This window comes from Shewanella fodinae, assembly GCF_014651955.1.
GTDB classification, from domain to species: domain Bacteria; phylum Pseudomonadota; class Gammaproteobacteria; order Enterobacterales; family Shewanellaceae; genus Shewanella; species Shewanella fodinae.
Genome location: NZ_BMXW01000002.1, coordinates 259,843 through 279,433 on the forward strand (window position 1 = coordinate 259,843; position 19,591 = coordinate 279,433).

The following is a 19,591-nucleotide window of genomic DNA, read 5'->3' on the forward strand; positions in this document are numbered from 1 at the left end:
CTGAAAAACCGTGAAATATAGGAATCTACGTAATGAAAACTGCTCAGGAAATCCGCGCAGGTAACGTGATCATGGTTGATGGCAACCCAATGGTTGTACTGAAGACCGAATACAACAAATCAGGCCGTAACGCCGCAGTTTGTAAAATGAAACTGAAGAACCTGTTGTTAGGTTCAGGTACTGAAACTGTGTTCAAAGCTGACGACAAACTGGATGACATCCAGTTGGAACGTCTCGAATGTACCTACTCCTACTTCGCCGACCCAATGTATGTTTTCATGGATGCTGAGTACAACCAGTACGATGTAGAAGCCGAAAACATGGGCGATGCTATCAACTTTATCGTTGATGGTATGGAAGAAGTTTGTCAGGTGACTTTCTACAACGGTAAGGCTATCTCTGTAGAACTGCCAACCACTATCGTTCGTGAAGTGGGTTACACTGAACCTGCTGCCCGTGGCGACACCACAGGTAAAGTAATGAAGCCAGCTAAACTGATCGGTACCGACATGGAAATCATGGTTGCTGATTTCGTTAAAGAAGGCGACAAGATCGAAATCGATACCCGTACTGGCGAATTCAAAAAACGCGTGTAATCGGGACCAAATTTGAAAAAGCCAGCAAATTGCTGGCTTTTTTATTGGGGAAAACCGAGAGGTTCATATGAACCTCTCGCATAAATCCAATTATCAGGCTATCAAAATAAACCCGAAAAAAGCGATGACCGCAGCGATTAAGGCATAGGGTAACTGAGTGACTGCATGACTGACGAGATTGCAGCCGGAACCTTGTGCTGCCAGTACTGTGGAATCGGAGTAAAAGCATGCCTGACTGCCAAAAGATGAGGCGGATAACAACGCCCCGATTACCAATGGAATATCAGCATCTACCGATTTTGCCAGCGGCATCACGATGGGGATCGTTACCGCAAAAATCCCCCAACTCGAACCAGTAGCAAACGCCAAAATGGCCATCGCTGCAAATACCAGCGCTGGCAGCATTTGCGCGGTCATATAAGGGCTGAGCACATTAATCACATACTGTGGCAGCATTAATTGATCGCACACATCCTTAAAAACAAATGCGGCAATCACAGTACCAATAGCCGGCAACATACTTTTAAAGCCATCAATCATCTGGTCCATCATTTCGGCCAGCGGCATTAAGCGCTGCACGGCATAATAAGGAATGGTAACGACCAGCGTGGCCAGTAATCCTTTCCAGACATCAATATCGAAATAAACAGTAAAAGCCACCAGTAACAACATAGGCACTAAAAAGTTATGCAGCTTGCCTTGCTTATCCGCATTCTCGAACTCTTCTTCAATGGCTTTAAGTGCATACTCGTCAGACGTTAATACCTCATCAAGATCAACTTGCGCTTTGGCTGGTGTGCCCGCCTTGGCGGCAAGTTCGGCTTTTTTCATCGGGCCAATGGCTGGCACGATACCAGCAGCGACGAACAATACCATCAATACCGCTAACCAGGCATATAGCATATAAGGGATCGCCTGCATGTAGACATGGATCCCCTCACCTTTGGCGGCTACGCCGTTATCAACCAACAAACCACCAAAAAACACCGCCCAGGTCGACAATGGTACGATAACGCATACCGGAGCCGCGGTAGAATCAACGATATAGGCCAGCATTTCTCGAGAAATTTTAAACCTATCGGTGACCCGTTTCATGGTTTCGCCAACGGTCAGCGCATTTAGGTAATCATCAATGAAGATCACAATACCCAGCACAAAGGTCATCAATAGCGATGATCTGGGGCCTGTGGCAAAACGCATCGCATTGCGCCCAAACGCCAACGCCCCGCCGGTACGGACTAACAAGGCAATTAACGCCCCAAAACTACCGCAAACGAGGATCAACCAGCCAATCGTTTCATCACCCATTACCTTCAATGATGCATCGGCAAAGCTATTGAGTACTTCTGCTGGATCAACCAACAACAAGCCGGTAACAGCACCGATGATTAACGCCAGAATGGGCCGTCTTAGCCAGATGGCAAAGACCAGCACCACAATAGGGGGAATAAGACTTAACGCTGTCGGCTCAGACATGCACTTAGGTCCTCAAAAGTAAACGGCCATATGGCCAATAGTCCAAGGTGCTTTGTTCTACTTGCATCGCACCTGTTAACTGTCTGGGAGGTTTTTGCCTTTAGCTCAGTCGTAGCTGTTCGGACACCATTCCAATAACATCTGGCTGAAAATAAATCGCTTATGAATTCTAGTCAACCAAATATCTATGCTAACGTCCTCAACTGCTCAAGCTGTGACTGAAATGTCCCCTTTACAAGTTAATTCATGTTATTAGCATCGTTTTTAGGGACTCTAAACTGACAACATAACTCGCTTGGTTAGTAGATATTTATCCGCTGTAAACGAATATTGATTTGTGGGCAACAATGGCAGTTTTTAAGTGAAAAATATGTCAAGTAACAAAAATATCAGTTTTTTGTATCGCTATATTATTTCATGCTTCTTTTTTACGGATAAATCGACTGAAAAATATAGATATTTTTTTATTTCCCTCTTTTTTAATGGGGTGAAATTCGCTATTGTTCTTCGTCCAATCTAATTGTTTTAAACCATCAACTTCGAGGTAATATGCGGCCCGTAATTAAATCCCATAAACTGGACAGTGTTTGTTATGACATTCGTGGTCCAGTTCATAAGGAAGCCCGCCGCCTGGAAGATGAAGGTCACCGAATCCTCAAGCTCAATATTGGGAACCCTGCCGTCTTTGGCTTTGATGCTCCTGAAGAAATTGTCCGTGATGTGATCCTGAACCTGCCATCTTCTCAGGGTTATTGTGAATCAAAAGGCCTGTTTTCTGCCCGTAAGGCAATCGTGCAGCATTATCAGTCTAAAGGTATCCACGGGGTGGATATTGAAGACGTGTATATTGGTAATGGTGTGTCCGAACTTATTATGATGTCCATGCAGGGATTACTAAACGCTGATGATGAGGTATTGCTGCCCTCACCCGACTATCCGTTGTGGACCGCTGCGGTGAATCTTGCTGGCGGTAAAGCGCGGCATTACATCTGTGATGAAGAAGCCGACTGGTTCCCCGACTTAGATGATATCCGCAGTAAAATTACGCCGCGCACTAGAGGACTGGTGATTATCAATCCCAACAATCCTACCGGGGCCGTGTATCCCCGTGAATTGTTGTTGGAAATTGTAGAGATTTGCCGTGAGCACTCATTAATTCTGTTTGCTGATGAGATTTACGACAAAATTCTGTATGACGATGCTCACCATACTTACGCGGCAAGTTTATCTGATGACATCCTGACCGTCACTTTTAACGGATTATCAAAAGCCTATCGGGCCGCTGGATTTCGTATCGGCTGGATGATGCTCTCTGGTAATCTTAAAGCGGCCAAGAGTTACATTGAAGGGTTGGAAATGCTGTCGTCCATGCGGCTTTGTGCCAATGTGCCCAACCAGCATGGTATTCAGACCGCTTTGGGTGGATACCAGAGTATTAATGAACTGACAGCACCGCAAGGCCGACTGACGATTCAGCGCGATACCTGTTATGACCTGCTGAATCAAATCCCTGGGGTCAGCTGTAAAAAGCCTATGGGGGCGATGTATGCCTTTCCGAAACTCGACGCTAAGCGTTTTAGTATTCGTGATGATGAACGGTTAGTGCTGGATTTATTGAAAGAGAAAAAAATCCTATTGGTGCAAGGAACGGCCTTCAATTGGGCGGCACCGGATCATCTGCGCGTGGTGTTCCTGCCTTATAAAGAAGATCTCCAAAAAGCCTTGTTCGCTTTTGGTGACTTTTTGAGCCATTACCATCAATAAGCTGATGAAGAAGCCGTGCAAGTCACGGCTTCTGACTATTGTTATCTTCGCAACTGCCATTCACCGCCCGCTTGCGTTACAGTAGTGGATATTCTGTGAGTCATCAAAGAGGAAAAGATGAGTCATCTGTTTGCCCACCTCGCCAGAATGAAGTTAATCCAACGTTGGCCTTTAATGCACAACATCCGTCAGGAAAATGTGCAGGAGCATTCACTGCAAGTCGCCATGGTTGCGCATGCGCTGGCAATTATCAGCAATCGCTTATATCAGGGACATTATTCTCCTGAACGCGCAGCTACACTGGCAATATTCCACGATGCCAGCGAAGTGTTGACGGGCGATTTACCTACACCAGTGAAATATTTTAATAAAGATATTGAGACCGAATATAAGAAAATCGAAGCAATTGCCGAAGAACGGCTGCTGCAGATGGTGCCGGAAATCTTCCGGGAGGATTATCGTAGCTTATTCATCAGCCATGATAATGATGTTGAGTACCAGCGCTTGGTGAAGTCTGCCGATACGCTATGTGCTTATCTTAAATGCTTGGAAGAAAAACATGCGGGTAATAGTGAGTTCAACTCGGCTAAACGACGGCTTGAACAGATGCTGGATAACAATCCAGATCCCGCAGTACAGTATTTTCGACAAGCATTTATTCCCAGTTTTACCCTCGATTTAGATCAAATTAATCAGTTGTTGTAACAGGGAATCTTTAGATGGAAACTTCTCCTTGGTTAGAACGCCGGGAACGCGATCAGAGCCAGCGTCGCAATGATTACCGGTCACCCTTTCAACGCGATCGGGCGCGGATCATGCACTCGGCAGCCTTTCGCCGACTGCAAGCAAAAACACAGGTGCTGGGCGTCGGCATGAACGACTTTTATCGCACCCGACTTACGCATTCACTGGAAGTATCACAAATAGGTACCGGTATTGCGGCGCAATTGAAACAACGTTTCCCAGAAATGTTGACGTGGCTCGATTCAATGAGTCTGATTGAAGCGCTATGTTTGGCCCATGACATTGGTCATCCGCCCTATGGTCATGGCGGAGAAACAGCTCTGAATTACATGATGCGTGATCACGGGGGCTTTGAAGGCAACGGACAGACATTTCGCATTCTGACTAAGCTTGAGCCTTATACTGAACATTATGGCATGAACCTGACGCGCAGAACCTTGTTGGGGGTGATGAAATATCCCGCGTTAGCGGAATCACTGCGACAAAAATATGCGCAACCAGCGGTGAGTAATTATCGCCAGTTAAAACCGAGCCAATGGCCACCAGTTAAAGCCATCTTTAATGATGACGCCGCAGTATTTAACTGGGTCCTAGCACCTTTGACAGCTCACGACCGTGCTGAGTTTATTCGTAGCAGCCAAGCCAGTACTGGTGGGCATCAGCGCACGCTGTATAAATCCTTTGACAGTACCATTATGGAATTAGCAGATGATATCGCCTATGCGGTACATGATCTGGAAGATGCCATCGTCATGGGCATTGTCAGTCGTGAGCAATGGTTGGAATTTGTTGCTCCCCGTTTGTCCTGCCTGCAAGACCCTTGGATCAAAGAGCAACTGGATAATATCGACGGCAGGCTGTTTTCTAGCAAACATTACCGCCGCAAAGATGCTATCGGTACTTTGGTCAATGCACTGGTAACCGCAATTTGCGTGAGAGAAAACAACCTATTTACCGAGCCACTGCTGCGCTACCAGGCTGTTCTTGAGGCCCCGTATGATGAGATGTTGGAGATCCTCAAACAGTTTGTCTTGATGTTTGTGGTACGAAAACCTGAAATCCAGATGCTCGAATATAAAGGCCAGCAGATAGTGATGGAACTATTTGAAGCGCTCGCCTCTGATCCGCTGCGTCTATTGCCGTTTAATACGCAGGAGCGTTGGCAGACAGCACAGCAGCATGGCGGTAATAGTTTGCGGGTCATAGCCGATTATATTGCCGGAATGACCGATGAATTTGCTGCCCGACTGCATCAGCAGTTATTCAGCCCTCGGGCAGCGTCATTGATGGAGTTTAGCCACATATAGGCATCAGCCTAACAAGTGGGGAAATAGTCCTTTAAGACCGGCAGCCATCACTTCAATGCCTATGGACAACATCAATAACCCCATTAAGCGGGTAATAACGTTGATGCCGGTCTTCCCTAACAATTTGTTGATGACGCTAGCCATACGAAAAAGTGCATAGCTGAGTAAACCAAACAGCACCACAGTTAATGACATTGCTAACAGGTTTAAGACGCCTTTGTGCTCGGCGGCAAAAACAATCACTGAGCTGATGGCACCAGGGCCAGCCATCAATGGCAGGGCTAAGGGCACTACTGCTACAGAGTCCATCATGGATGCTTCGCGATCTTCTTCAGGGTTACGTTTAACTTCACTGAGTTTCCCCTGCAACATCGACATTGCGATAATAGCAATCAGCGTGCCGCCAGCGATACGAAATGCTGACAGGGAAATACTGAACATATTCAGGATTAACTGCCCAGCAACAATAGTGCTCAGCAAAATAATTACTACCGCAAAATTGGCAACTTTAGCTGTTTGTTCCCGTTCTGCTGCAGTTTGATGGCTAGTGAGACTAACAAATACTGGTAGCAGCCCGATGGGATTGATAATTGCCAGAAGGCCTAGAAAGAATTTCACGTAGAGAGTGAGTTCCACTATATAAACCCTTACATAACACCTGAATGACGCCGCTATCGGCGTTTTTGAGGCGCATAATCTACTCTAAGCTTAAGGGTTTTACAAAATGAGATTTTTTTGGGGTTATCCCTAATTTTATTGAGGATTGTTGCTACATCGAAAAGTAATGACAAAAATTGCATTATTTGCAATTTCTTGGCGTAAAAAAGGCTCCTGATGGAGCCTTTCTTCATTACCACATGAGATCATCAGGGATAACATAATCCGCATAGGGATCTTCTTCATCTTTAGGTTGCAGTCCGTCAGTATCGGCTCGCCATAAATAACCGACCCAATCGGGAACCAACAGGTTAACCCGCTCCGCCAATCGATGAGGAACCAGATAGCTATGATCTTCTAAGCGTACGATACCTAACTTTCCACTAAGCAACTGTTGTTGCAGTGTATTAGTAATATATAACGGGTAGATTTTATTAAGCAGTGTATAGTTAAACTTGATTTCACCATCGCTCGGTAAGCGAATGGCCTGCTTCTTAATTTCAGTGATCAAGCTCCGTACCAGGCCTTTCTCGCTTGCTTCCGCAAAACGTTGTTCATTCAGTTGTTTATCACGTTTTGCCTGCTCCGCTTTTTGTATTGCCACCTGTTGTTTCAGGGCTTCACTGCCATCATCAACGTTGGCCTTACGGTTGCGTTTTTTCTGGGTTTTAACATCTTTTATCTTCTGTTTGCTGGTAAGCCCAGCTTTCAACAATTGCTCTTGGAGTGCATTAGCCATAAATACTCCTTAGCGGATGGACTGATATATTGCTTCGAGCGCTGCCAAAGGTTCAGCGGCCTGAGTAATCGGGCGGCCGATAACCAGATAGTCAGCACCGGCATCTAATGCGCTCTTAGGCGTCATAATACGTTTTTGGTCGCCAACATCACTACCTTGCGGCCGGATACCAGGTGTCACCAGCTTAAAATCTTCCCCCAAACGGTGCTTTAGTGTATGAGCTTCTTGTGCTGAGCAAACAACGCCATTCAAACCTGCATCAAAACTCAATTGCGCTAATCGGGTAACCTGTTCGGCAGCAGAGGCATGAACTCCAACTAATTGGAGTTCATCGCTGCTCATAGAGGTAAGCACCGTTACTGCAATTAATAATGGTGCATTTTCACCATAAGGTAATAAGGCCTTGCGGGCCGCTTCCATCATGGCAAAGCCACCACTGGCGTGCACATTTACCATCCACACGCCCAACTCCGCAGCGGCAGTTACGGCCTTGGCAACCGTATTTGGAATATCGTGGAATTTCAGATCGAGAAACACATCAAAGCCACGATTCTGGATCTCTTTTACCAAATCAGGCCCGAACAATGTAAACATCTCTTTGCCAATTTTTAACCGGCAAAGACTGGGATCAAGTTTATCAACAAGCTGTAGTGCCTTAAATTTATTATCAAAATCAAGTGCCACTACAATGGGATTTTCCAACATTTGAACTCCAACTGAACAGTTTTGATGGCTCATTCACCATCCAGACCACGAATACGCTTAATGCTGCCCCAATTTTTGCAGGAAGGACAATGCCAGTAAAGGGTATGTGACGGAAAGCCGCATTCACGGCAACGATAACTGGGACGGAAACGGATCTGTTGTTCAACCAACTGCTCCAGCATCGCCAGACTGTCACGCGCCTGCCCTTTCTCCGCTTGACGAATATGCATCTGCATCAATAACTGGAAACCGCGCATTGTTGGATGACGATATAATGCGTCAAGCACCAGAGATTCGGCACCTTTTACATCACCGGCGTCCAACATATGCAACGCCAGTGCGACAATGACCGAAGCTCCGGCACCCTTCTCAATCGCACTGACCAACAACTGTTGGTAATAATGATTATCGCCAGTTGCTTTGAGCAAGCGCTTGGCAAAAGGCAAGGCATCGGCGAATAACTCTGCATCCGCGGTACAGAGTTGTTCTAATGTCTGGTGCACCTCGTCATACTGTTTAAATTCAAGATATATTTTGGAGAGTGCCAGCAATGCCCTGCCGCATGCGCAATCTTGTTTGAGTGCCTGTCGCAACAGTTTAATCTGTGAGTTTTTATCTTCGTTTTCTTCCGCTAACTGGCAGTAAAAATGCGCAATAACTGGTTTCAACGATTGCTGGCTCTTACGGGGTAAACGGCGCGTGATATCGATAGCTTTTTGCCATTCTTTGGTCATTTGATAAATAGCAATAAGCTCTTTCTCGGCGTCTTCTGAGTGATCTTCCTGTCCTGCCAGATTAAGAAAGATTTCCTCTGCCCGGTCATAAAAACCGGCGGCAAGATAGTCCCTGCCAAGTTCCATCATCGCCAAGTCCCGTTGTTCAGTAGCGAGTGATGGCCTGGCAATCAGGTTTTGATGAATGCGAATAGCGCGATCAACTTCACCACGCTTGCGGAATAAAGAGCCCAACGATAGATGAGTGTCAATGGTTTCATCATCTACATCCAGCATGCTGATGAACAGATCTACCGCTTTGTCAGATTCGTTGGACAATAGAAAATTGAGGCCAGTGAAATAGTCACGGCTCAACTGCTTCTGCTTGAGATTCTGCTTTTGTCTCAGGTTGCGCCGCCCCATATACCAGCCATAAGCGGCAGCAATAGGCAACAGCAAAAAAAGCAGTTCCAACATATCAGGCGTCGTGCTCCTGTTGGGTAGCAGTTAAGGACATAAGCTTTTTCCGAGCACTTTTCAGTGATAGTTTCAGACGGATAATGTAAAAGAAAGCGATGATCCAACTCACCAAAAAACCCGCTAAAAACACCACAGCTAGGACCATCGGCAGACGATATTCGCCCTGTGCAACAAAATAACTAATGGTAACCATCTGTTCATTACGGGAACCAAATACCAACGCCAACACAAACAGCAGCGCGAGGACAATTGTGGCTATAAATGACTTCACATTCGACTCCATGAATCGTCGCATTCAATGCTCTGATTATCCAGTAATTTGCTGGAACTGACCAGCATTGCCTTAGCTCAGATATAAAAAAGCCCCCAGTTAAGGAGGCTTTTGATACCAGCAATAATTAAACGATAGTGGCGTCTACCCGTTCGCGCAGCTCTTTGCCGGGCTTAAAGTGCGGCACATACTTACCATCGAGTTCGACAGAAGTCCCGGTTTTAGGATTACGTCCTACACGAGGCGCACGATAGTGTAGTGAGAAACTGCCAAAGCCACGGATTTCGATGCGATCACCGCTTTCCAATGTCTTCGCCATTTGCTCCAACATCTCTTTGATGGCATTTTCCACATCTTTCGCTGACAGCTGCGTTTGCTCTGCTGCGAGTTTTTCGATCAGTTCGGATTTTGTCATCCTCGCTACCCCTATTTTAAGCCAAACACTGGCACCAACGGGCAGGAGCTGAGCCCCTGCCATCAAGGTTCATTATTTGCGGGCTGCCTTGAATGCTTCAGCCATAGCGTTAGTCATAACGACATCTTCCTGCTTATTCAGGTTTGCCATTACTTCTTTCTCTTCGGCTTCGTCTTTCGCACGAATTGACAAGCTGATGGCACGGTTCTTACGATCCACACCCATAAACTTGGCTTCAATGCTATCACCTACATTGTATACGGTAGAAGCATCTTCGATACGTTCACGGCTAATATCAGCTACACGGATGTAACCTTCAACAGTGTCCGCCAGTTCTACAGTCACGCCTTTGGCATCAACAGCAGTTACTGTACCGTTTACAATAGAACCTTTCTTCTTATCTGCCAAGTAGGCATTGAAAGGATCGTCTTCAGTCTGTTTTACACCCAAGCTGATACGTTCACGTTCTGGGTCAACTGACAGTACAACAGCAGTGATTTCATCACCTTTCTTGTATTCACCAACAGCTTCTTCGCCATTGTTGTTCCAAGAGATGTCAGACAGATGAACCAGACCATCGATGCCACCGTCCAGACCAATGAAGATACCAAAGTCAGTGATAGATTTGATCTTACCAGTAACTTTATCGCCCTTGGCATAACGGTTGGAGAAGTCTTCCCATGGGTTAGTCTTACACTGTTTCAGACCCAGAGAAATACGACGACGTTCTTCGTCGATATCCAGTACCAGAACTTCCACTTCATCACCCAGGCTAACAACCTTGGATGGGTGGATGTTCTTGTTGGTCCAATCCATTTCAGATACGTGTACCAGACCTTCAACACCTTCTTCGATTTCAACGAAGCAGCCATAATCGGTCAAGTTAGTCACACGACCAGTCAGCTTGGTGTTTTCTGGGTAACGTTTGCTGATTTCCAACCATGGGTCTTCACCCAGTTGTTTCAGACCCAGTGAAACACGAGTACGTTCACGGTCATATTTCAGCACTTTAACAGTGATTTCGTCACCAACATTGACGATTTCAGATGGATGCTTAACGCGTTTCCATGCCATGTCAGTGATGTGCAGCAGACCGTCAACACCACCCAGATCCACGAATGCACCGTAGTCTGTCAGATTTTTAACGATACCTTTAACTGCTTGACCTTCCTGCAGGTTTTCCAACAGGGCGTCACGTTCAGCGCTGCTTTCAGATTCGATAACGGCGCGGCGAGAAACCACTACGTTGTTACGTTTCTGATCCAGTTTGATAACCTTGAATTCCAATTCTTTGTTTTCCAGGTGCGCAGTGTCGCGTACTGGACGAACATCAACCAGTGAACCTGGCAGGAATGCACGGATACCATTCAATTCAACAGTGAAACCGCCTTTAACCTTACCGTTGATAATGCCGATAACGGTGGCATTTTCTTCGTAGGCTTTTTCCAGAACGATCCAGGCTTCATGGCGCTTAGCTTTTTCACGAGACAGTTGGGTTTCACCAAAACCGTCTTCTACGCTATCCAGCGCTACGTCAACTTGGTCACCTACAGCAATTTCCAGCTCGCCTTGGGCGTTCTTGAACTGCTCGGCAGGAATTGGGCTTTCTGATTTCAGGCCAGCGTCAACCAGTACCATGCCGTTTTCGATGGCAACAACAGTACCGCGAACGATAGAACCTGGACGAAATTCCAGTTGTTGAAGGGATTGTTCAAACAGATCAGCAAAAGATTCAGTCATGTTAATTACTTTAAAATTAAAGCCATACTACATCCTGAGCATGGGGTCAGTTCACTAATCTCCTGCATCCTTGCCGGAGATACTAAAATCCACAGGTATCAAACACCTGTGGCGGATAATTTCTCTTCAATGTGTTTCAGCGCTTGCTGAAACACGGCTTCTATGCCAAGACCGGTTGTGTCAATCACCAGCGCATCATCTGCTGGTACTAACGGCGCAACAGCGCGATTCATGTCTCTGAAATCACGCTCTTTAATCTCGGTTAAAAGGCGTTCGATGTTAACATCAAAGCCCTTGTCTCGCAACTGATTATAGCGCCGCTGCGCGCGTTCTTCCGCCGTTGCGGTTAAAAACAATTTGGCGGGGGCATTGGGGAAAACCACGGTCCCCATATCTCGACCATCGGCAATTAACCCTGGGGCAACATTAAATGCCCGTTGGCGCCGTAATAGGGCCTCGCGTACCCGCGGAAAGGCCGCGACTCGGGAGGCGGCATCAGAACATTCCTGAGAGCGAATACTGTTGGTGACATCTTCACCTTCGAGTACAACTTTAGTGGCTTCTTTATCAGTGGCGGCCAGAAATTGCACATCAAGGTGGGTAGCGAGCAAGGTAATGGCTTCTTCATTATCCAGCTCCACATCGTGATGAATTGCAGCAAGTGCCAGCACACGGTAGATAGCGCCGCTATCAAGCAGCTTCCATCCTAACCGGGTAGCCAACATCTGGCTGATGGTTCCTTTTCCCGCTCCGCTGGGGCCATCAATAGTGACGACAGGCGCCCGTTCAGACATAGAATCCTCCACAGTGTAGTGTCGTTCCCAAGCATGCAAGACAGGGCTTGGGAATTAAGCGGGCCGTATTATACATGAATACGACCCACAAGAATGGCGAAATTTCGCAAACAAATCACAGATGCTGTTACGTTAGCGTGACAAAGCGGCAAATTGGCTGAAATAGCCAGGAAAGGTTTTCGAGGTGCAGTCCGGATCGCGGATTGTTACCCCGCAATCAGCAAATGCCAACAGTGAGAAACACATCGCCATCCGATGATCGTTATAAGTATCTATCGCGGCATGAAGCACCTGCTTCGGCGGCGTAATGCAGATATAGTCATGGCCTTCTTCCACCTCTGCCCCAATTTTGCGTAATTCGGTTGCCATCGCCGCTAAACGGTCTGTTTCTTTGATACGCCAGTTATAGATGTTGCTCAGGCGAGTCTTCCCTGTGGCAAATATTGCTGTCGTGGCAATGGTCATAGCAGCATCGGGGATATGGTTCATATCCATGTCAATCCCTTGTAATTGGCTGCCTCGCGCAATGATAAAATCATCGCCCCATTCAATCTTTGCCCCCATAGTGGCTAATGCGTCGGCAAATTTTACATCGCCCTGAATGCTTTGCCTGCCAACCCCGGTAACCTTAACCACTCCGCCAGCAATAGCGCCTGCGGCAAGAAAATAAGAAGCCGAAGAAGCGTCGCCTTCCACTAACAGTTTTCCGGGCGCGATGTATTGTTGCCCGGCCGCGATATCAAATCGCTGATAGTTATGATGCTTTACTGCAACACCAAACTTTTGCATCAACGCCAGCGTAATATCAATATAAGGTTTTGAGACCAACTCCCCCTGTACTTCAATCGTTACCGCGGACTGTGCCAGCGGGGCCACCATCAGTAGTGCTGTGAGAAACTGGCTGGACAAGCTACCGGCTATTTTTACCGTACCGCCAGTCAAACCGGTGCCGTTGATCCGTAGCGGCGGATAATGGGGATTTTTAAGATACTCAATATCGGCACCTAATTGCCGCAATGCATCCACCAGATCGCCAATTGGACGCTCTTCCATGCGTGGTTCTCCGGTCAAGTCAAACTGCCCGACACTTAATGTGAGCGCCGCACATAATGGTCGCATGGCGGTGCCAGCATTGCCGAGAAACAATGTCAGTGGTGCCGTGGCTGAGAATGGACCAGCATTGCCGTTGACAACACACCGGGTTTTATCTGCAGATAACTGATATTCGATACCAAGTTTGGATAGTGCGGCTAACATATGACGGATATCATCTGAATCCAGCAGATTAGTGAGTTCAGTTTTGCCTTTCGCCAATGCGGCAAGTAATAAGGCCCGATTGGAAATGCTTTTTGAGCCGGGAATATTCACTTCACCACTGAAGTGAGCAACGTGTGCTAGATGTAATTCTTTCATAGTTAACTATCTTGATTGACTGCAGTATTCTGCTCGGAAACTGTTATGCGAACGCCAAGCATGAGCGTTATGGCATTCGCCCCCAATATCTTCTGATGTGTTGTTGCCACACAGACCTTGGCGAAAATCTGATGACATAAATTGACTGATTGATTACGGCAGTTCAACCGTTTTACGTCATGCTGCAGCATCTTTGTTCGACGTTGCGTAAAATTCCAGCATCAACGGCATTAAATTAACGTTGTTTTATCGTTTTCAGAAAATAAACCCTGTGTTTACGATTCAGTACAACAACAGTGCTGAGGAGAATTAACATCGCCAGCAAATGCCGCTATGCTAGTCCAACTTATCCTTACCACGACAGAAGTGCCAATGTTTAACCATTTACAAGCAATGCCTGCCGACCCGATCCTGGGACTGTTGAGCCAATTTCGTGACGATCCTCGCCCTGTAAAGGTCGATTTGGGTGTGGGCGTTTATAAAGATCCGCAGGGAAACACACCTATCCTTGCTTGCGTAAAAACGGCAGAACGTCTGCGTACAGCAACAGAAACGACCAAAGTTTATATTGGACCTGCGGGCAGCGAAAAATTTAACCGACTCATCTGTCATTTGGCTTTTGGTGCCGATCACTCTGTCATCGAACAGAACCGAGTGCGTAGCGTCTCCACCCCGGGAGGCACTGGCTCGTTAAAAGTAGCCGCCGATTTCATCAAGCGTTGCAACCCGGATGCTACCATGTGGGTTAGCGATCCTACCTGGGCAAACCACGTCAGCCTGTTCAAAAGTGCCGGACTGAAAGTGGAGAATTATCCCTATTATGATCAGCAAAACAATCAGCTAAAATTTGAAGAGATGCTGGCTGCGTTGCGGCAATTAGGCGGTAATGATGTAGTGTTGTTGCATGCCTGTTGCCACAATCCGACAGGACAAGATCTGACGGAAGCCCAATGGGATCAGGTAGTAGCCGTAGCAGTTGAACGCGGATTTACACCGTTGATTGATATGGCATACCAAGGTTTTGGCGACAGCCTTGAGCGAGATGCCTATGGCGTTCGCAAAATGGCTGCTGCGGTCGATGCCATGTTGCTGTGCGCTTCCTGTTCAAAAAACTTTGGACTGTACCGTGAGCGTATTGGCGCTTGTGCGGTCATTACCCAAGATTCCGCAAAAGCGGATATTGCACTGTCAGTCATGCTGCATGCCATTAGAGCCAATTATTCGATGCCACCTGCGCATGGTGCCGCGCTGGTAGAAACAATTTTGAGTTCCGAAGAGCTGTCTCAGCAATGGCTGGAAGAACTGGCGGTCATGCGTAATCGTATCAACGGTAACCGAGCGATGCTGGTCGATAGAATCAAAGCCGCGGGGGTGACCCGCGATTTCAGTTTTATTGCACAGCAGAAAGGGATGTTCTCATTTTTAGGGATTTCGCCAGAACAAGTTGAACAGCTAAAACGCGATTATGGGATTTACATGGTGGGTTCAAGCCGGATGAGTGTAGCGGGGATCACTGAAGACAATGTGGATTATCTGGCGCAATCAATAGCGGCAATCCTTTAAGCCGCGCTGACAAAAAAAGCGACTGCATGCAGTCGCTTTTTTGCTATCTGGGCATATTTAGGCTGTGTGCTTTTCGGCAAACGCACGCATAAAATCAACCAACTTTTGCACTCCTGCCAATGGCATCGCGTTATAGATGCTAGCTCTCATGCCACCAACAATACGATGTCCTTTCAGCGCAACCAGTCCGAGAGCTTCAGCGTCCGCCAAGAAATCCTTATTCAATGCTTCATCCTGCAGCTGAAAAGTGACATTCATGCGCGAGCGATTTTGTGGCGCCACACCATTCTTGTAGAACGCTAACTCATCAATACATTGATACAGCAATTCAGCTTTCTGTTTATTCTGTGTTTCAATGGCCGCCACGCCACCTAACTGTTGCAACCACTTAAAGACTTCTGCCGCTAGATACCAGGCAAAAGTTGGCGGAGTATTGAACATGGAATCGTGTGCAGCGGCAATGCGGTAATCCATAATAGAAGACGGATTGACGGGCGGCAGTTGCAACAGATCTTTTCTGACAATGACGATGCTCAGCCCTGATGGCCCAATATTTTTTTGCGCACCCGCGTAGATCATACCGAACTTACTGACATCCACCTGGCGAGACATGATCGTTGATGACATATCTGCAATAACGGGCCAAGGAGCATCAATCTCTTCAAATATTTCGATACCATCAACCGTTTCATTCGGGCAGTAATGGACGTAACGATATTGTGTTGTTGGGCCATTGAGTTCCGGTAAAGTAACCTGGTTTAATCCATTGACTTTAGAGACCATTTCTATGGTGTCAATCTGCGCTTCGCCCACTAAACGTACGGCTTCGTCTGCTGCTGATTTTGACCATTGACCACTGAGTAAATAAAGCGCCTTACCGTTATTGCCAAGAAAATTATTCACCACTGCCGCAAACTGGCCTCGACCACCACCGTGCATAAACAATACATGGTAGTTATCGGGGATATTCATGAGTTCCCGTAAATCGGCTTCGGATGCTTTGGCAAGGGCAATAAATGGGGCACCGCGATGACTGACTTCCATCACCGATACTCCCTGCCCCTGCCAATCAAGCAACTCGGCTTGTGCTTTAGCCATTACCGGTGGGGGCAACATTGCCGGGCCGGCACAAAAATTATAAACGGTGCTCACTCATTTTCTCCTTGGGCCATAAAAAGCATAGAGACAAAACGAGCGTCACTGAGGACGCCCGTTTTCAACTTTCACAGATTATTCTGCGGTATCTTCATCCTCGGCGGTGTCGCCTTCAAGCTCCGGTGCGTCGGTAATGCCTTCGGCATCGGTATCTTCAGGGATATCATCGTCCTCAGACTGAATTTCGTCAATGCGCTGCAGTCCGACCACTGTTTCGTCTTCAGCGGTACGGATAATGGTCACGCCCTGGGTATTTCGGCCGATCAATGACACCCCAGACACGGGAGTTCTCACCAGTGTACCTTTATCGCTGATCAGCATGATTTCATCATTTTCTGCCGCTTGTACCGCCCCCACTACCGGGCCGTTACGATCGGTGACTTTAATTGAAACCACCCCTTTGGTAGCGCGACTCTTCGCCGGATACTCATCTAACGCAGTGCGTTTTCCAAAACCATTGGCGGTAACGGTAAGAATAGCGTCATCGCTGTGAGGCACGATCAATGAAACGACTTTCTGCCCAGCTTCCAGCGCAATACCGCGAACCCCAGTGGCAGTACGTCCCATCGGCCGCACGCCTTTGAAGCTAATCTGCACTTCGCCGTTTTCATCCAATACTGGATTACCATCTTCGTCAGTTATCGGTGACTCTTCTGCTTCTTTAAAGCGTACAACCTTGCCAGCATCAGAGAACAACATGATTTCGTTGTTGCCATCCGTAATGTCGACACCAATCAGCTGGTCGCCTTCTTTGAGGTTCACCGCGATAATGCCGTTACTGCGTGGGCGACTGTATTCGGTTAGCGCTGTTTTCTTCACCGTGCCGTTGGAAGTGGCCATAATAATATATTTACCCTCTTCGTATTCCCGCACCGGCAGAATAGCGGTGATACGTTCTTCACCTTCCAGCGGTAACAAGTTCACAATCGGGCGACCTCTGGCCTGACGGCTGGCCAATGGTAATTGATAAACCTTCAACCAATACAATTTACCAAAGTCAGAGAAGCACAAAATGGTGTCGTGGGTGTTGGCAATCAACAGTTTTTCGACAAAGTCCTCATCTTTCACCCTGGTGGCGGCTTTCCCCTTACCACCGCGGCGCTGAGCTTGATAGTCGGTTAACGGTTGATACTTGGCGTAGCCTAGATGTGACAGGGTAACCACCACATCTTCTTCGTTAATCAAATCTTCCAGGCTGATATCAGCGGCAGATTCATTAATTTCGGTACGGCGCGCATCACCGAATTGGGTTAATACCTCTTCCAGCTCTTCTTTGATCACTTCCATCAGACGTTCGGAACTATGCAGAATATGCAGCAACCCCGCGATGGTCTGCAGCAGTTCTTCGTATTCCTGAAGGATTTTTTCGTGTTCTAGCCCAGTCAGTTTCTGTAAACGCAGATCCAAAATAGCTTGAGCTTGCTGTTCGGTCAGGAAATACAGCCCTTCATGGATACCGAACTGTGGCTCCAGCCATTCTGGGCGTGCAGCATCATCTCCGGCTTTCTCTAGCATGGCCTGTACATTGCCCAAAGCCCATCCCTGTTCGGTCAGGCGTTGTTTAGCATCGCTTGGGCTAGGAGAGTTTTTGATCAGTTCAATGATGGGATCAATGTTCGCTAGTGCAACCGCTAATGCTTCCAGAATATGGGCGCGCTCGCGGGCTTTACGCAGTTCAAATACGGTACGGCGGGTAACCACTTCACGGCGATGCAGGATAAAAGCTTCCAGCATCTCCTTGATATTAAACAGTTTTGGCTGGCCATTTACTAAAGCCACCATATTGATACCGAAAGAACACTGCATCTGCGTCTGGGCATACAGATTGTTCAGTATCACTTCCCCGACTTCACCGCGCTTGACTTCGATAACGATCCGCATCCCATCCTTATCGGATTCGTCACGCAGTCCACTAATCCCTTCAATCTTTTTGTCTTTCACCAGCTCGGCAATTTTTTCGATCAGGCGAGCTTTATTCACCTGATAAGGGATTTCGGTCACGATAATGCGTTCACGACCGTTATCTTCAGTTTCGAAGTTAGCACGGGCGCGCATAATGACTTTGCCACGACCAGTACGGTAGGCTTCTTCAATCCCTTTTCGTCCATTGATAATGGCTGCGGTTGGGAAGTCAGGGCCAGGGATGCATTCAATCAGTTCTTCTATCGAAAGATCCGGATTAACAATTAATGCCAAACACGCATTAACGACTTCAGTCAGATTATGGGGTGGAATATTGGTGGCCATCCCCACCGCGATACCTGAGGAGCCATTGACCAACAGGTTAGGAATACGGGTTGGCAATACTTCTGGGATCTGTTCAGTACCATCGTAGTTGGGCACGAAATCGACGGTTTCTTTGTCGAGATCGGCCAGCAGATGATGAGCCAAACGCTGCATACGAATTTCTGTGTAACGCATCGCTGCCGCGGCATCACCATCGATGGAGCCGAAGTTACCCTGACCATCAACCAAGGTATAACGCAGTGAGAATGGTTGCGCCATACGTACGATAGTGTCGTATACCGCGCTGTCACCATGGGGGTGATATTTACCGATAACGTCACCGACCACACGGGCGGACTTTTTATAAGGTTTGTTCCAGTCGTTTTTCAGCTCGTTCATCGCAAATAGCACGCGACGATGAACCGGTTTCAAACCGTCTCGAACGTCTGGCAAGGCCCGGCCCACGATTACACTCATGGCATAATCAAGGTAGGAATTTCTTAGTTCGTCTTCAATGTTGATTGGCGAAATGGATAAAGCCTGATCAGTCATAAACTGCTCGATCCCCTTATATTAAGCTGACAACTTTTGTTCCATGTCATTGTCGAGCCCTACTAACGTAATGGGGCATTCTAACACAGTTCTCCGCCCTCGGAAGACCTGAAAGCGGTCTGCACACAACATTTACATCATCCTCTCGCAATACCGCCCAAAAATAGCAAAATTTGCATAAATTCCACTGAGTTGAGTAATTTATAACCAGTTGTTGAATGCTGCTTTAGGAAAACCATCAGCGCACACAAATCAACGTACCCACGGCCGGTGTAACTGTG

General features: G+C 47.2%; 17 protein-coding genes. 5 read left to right on the plus strand and 12 right to left on the minus strand.

What is annotated here, in order from left to right:
- Positions 1–32: 32 nt before the first annotated feature.
- The gene (efp, locus tag IE064_RS03390; RefSeq protein WP_189616397.1) at positions 33–596 is read left to right on the plus strand and encodes an elongation factor P; all 564 of its coding nucleotides are present in this window, start codon (positions 33–35) and stop codon (positions 594–596) included.
- A gap of 93 nt (positions 597–689) precedes the next feature.
- Here the strand turns inward: efp and IE064_RS03395 are convergent, their stop codons facing one another.
- A complete protein-coding gene (locus IE064_RS03395; RefSeq protein WP_189616400.1) occupies positions 690–2,072 on the minus strand; it encodes a Na+/H+ antiporter NhaC family protein in 1,383 nt (460 codons plus the stop codon).
- 549 nt (positions 2,073–2,621) lie between these two features.
- Between IE064_RS03395 and IE064_RS03400 the strand changes: the two genes are divergently transcribed.
- The 3 genes from IE064_RS03400 to IE064_RS03410 all read left to right on the plus strand — a co-directional run bounded on the left by IE064_RS03400 (position 2,622) and on the right by IE064_RS03410 (position 5,887).
- Entirely contained in the window at positions 2,622–3,836 is a 1,215-nt protein-coding gene (locus tag IE064_RS03400; RefSeq protein ID WP_133039180.1) for a pyridoxal phosphate-dependent aminotransferase, read from the plus strand.
- A gap of 117 nt (positions 3,837–3,953) precedes the next feature.
- The gene (gene yfbR / locus IE064_RS03405; RefSeq protein WP_189616402.1) at positions 3,954–4,541 is read left to right on the plus strand and encodes a 5'-deoxynucleotidase; all 588 of its coding nucleotides are present in this window, start codon (positions 3,954–3,956) and stop codon (positions 4,539–4,541) included.
- Between the two features lie 14 nt (positions 4,542–4,555).
- Complete coding sequence (locus IE064_RS03410) at positions 4,556–5,887, plus strand: anti-phage deoxyguanosine triphosphatase (RefSeq protein WP_189616403.1); 1,332 nt, start codon at positions 4,556–4,558, stop codon at positions 5,885–5,887.
- A gap of 3 nt (positions 5,888–5,890) precedes the next feature.
- On the opposite strand, the gene IE064_RS03415 is transcribed toward IE064_RS03410, so the two are convergent.
- The 9 genes from IE064_RS03415 to aroA form a co-directional block, all read right to left on the minus strand.
- Positions 5,891–6,523 (minus strand): YchE family NAAT transporter, encoded by a 633-nt coding sequence (locus IE064_RS03415; RefSeq protein ID WP_189616406.1) that lies wholly within the window; start codon positions 6,521–6,523, stop codon positions 5,891–5,893.
- A 214-nt stretch (positions 6,524–6,737) separates the two neighbouring features.
- Positions 6,738–7,283: a DUF2058 domain-containing protein gene (locus IE064_RS03420; protein WP_189616408.1), complete on the minus strand. Its 546-nt coding sequence runs from the start codon at positions 7,281–7,283 to the stop codon at positions 6,738–6,740.
- Positions 7,284–7,292: 9 nt separating this feature from the next.
- Positions 7,293–7,988, minus strand: a complete 696-nt coding sequence (gene pyrF, locus IE064_RS03425) for an orotidine-5'-phosphate decarboxylase (protein WP_189616410.1) — start codon at positions 7,986–7,988, stop codon at positions 7,293–7,295.
- Between the two features lie 29 nt (positions 7,989–8,017).
- Entirely contained in the window at positions 8,018–9,178 is a 1,161-nt protein-coding gene (lapB, locus tag IE064_RS03430; RefSeq protein WP_189616413.1) for a lipopolysaccharide assembly protein LapB, read from the minus strand.
- Between the two features lies 1 nt (position 9,179).
- On the minus strand, positions 9,180–9,452 hold the full coding sequence (locus IE064_RS03435; protein WP_133039187.1) for a LapA family protein: 273 nt from the start codon (positions 9,450–9,452) through the stop codon (positions 9,180–9,182).
- A 127-nt stretch (positions 9,453–9,579) separates the two neighbouring features.
- Positions 9,580–9,867, minus strand: a complete 288-nt coding sequence (gene ihfB, locus IE064_RS03440) for an integration host factor subunit beta (RefSeq protein WP_133039188.1) — start codon at positions 9,865–9,867, stop codon at positions 9,580–9,582.
- Positions 9,868–9,939: 72 nt separating this feature from the next.
- Positions 9,940–11,607 carry a 30S ribosomal protein S1 gene (rpsA, locus tag IE064_RS03445; protein WP_133039189.1) on the minus strand — a complete coding sequence of 556 codons (1,668 nt, stop codon included), beginning with the start codon at positions 11,605–11,607 and terminating at the stop codon, positions 9,940–9,942.
- 98 nt (positions 11,608–11,705) lie between these two features.
- Complete coding sequence (gene cmk / locus IE064_RS03450) at positions 11,706–12,401, minus strand: (d)CMP kinase (protein WP_189616414.1); 696 nt, start codon at positions 12,399–12,401, stop codon at positions 11,706–11,708.
- Between the two features lie 132 nt (positions 12,402–12,533).
- A complete protein-coding gene (gene aroA / locus IE064_RS03455; RefSeq protein ID WP_189616417.1) occupies positions 12,534–13,814 on the minus strand; it encodes a 3-phosphoshikimate 1-carboxyvinyltransferase in 1,281 nt (426 codons plus the stop codon).
- A 372-nt stretch (positions 13,815–14,186) separates the two neighbouring features.
- Between aroA and IE064_RS03460 the strand changes: the two genes are divergently transcribed.
- Positions 14,187–15,377 (plus strand): amino acid aminotransferase, encoded by a 1,191-nt coding sequence (locus IE064_RS03460; protein WP_189616593.1) that lies wholly within the window; start codon positions 14,187–14,189, stop codon positions 15,375–15,377.
- Between the two features lie 57 nt (positions 15,378–15,434).
- Here IE064_RS03460 and serC read toward each other — a convergent pair whose 3' ends face one another.
- Both serC and gyrA read right to left on the minus strand, forming a co-directional pair.
- The gene (gene serC / locus IE064_RS03465; RefSeq protein ID WP_189616419.1) at positions 15,435–16,529 is read right to left on the minus strand and encodes a 3-phosphoserine/phosphohydroxythreonine transaminase; all 1,095 of its coding nucleotides are present in this window, start codon (positions 16,527–16,529) and stop codon (positions 15,435–15,437) included.
- A 78-nt stretch (positions 16,530–16,607) separates the two neighbouring features.
- Positions 16,608–19,310, minus strand: a complete 2,703-nt coding sequence (gyrA, locus tag IE064_RS03470) for a DNA topoisomerase (ATP-hydrolyzing) subunit A (protein ID WP_189616420.1) — start codon at positions 19,308–19,310, stop codon at positions 16,608–16,610.
- Between the last annotated feature and the right edge of the window lie 281 nt (positions 19,311–19,591).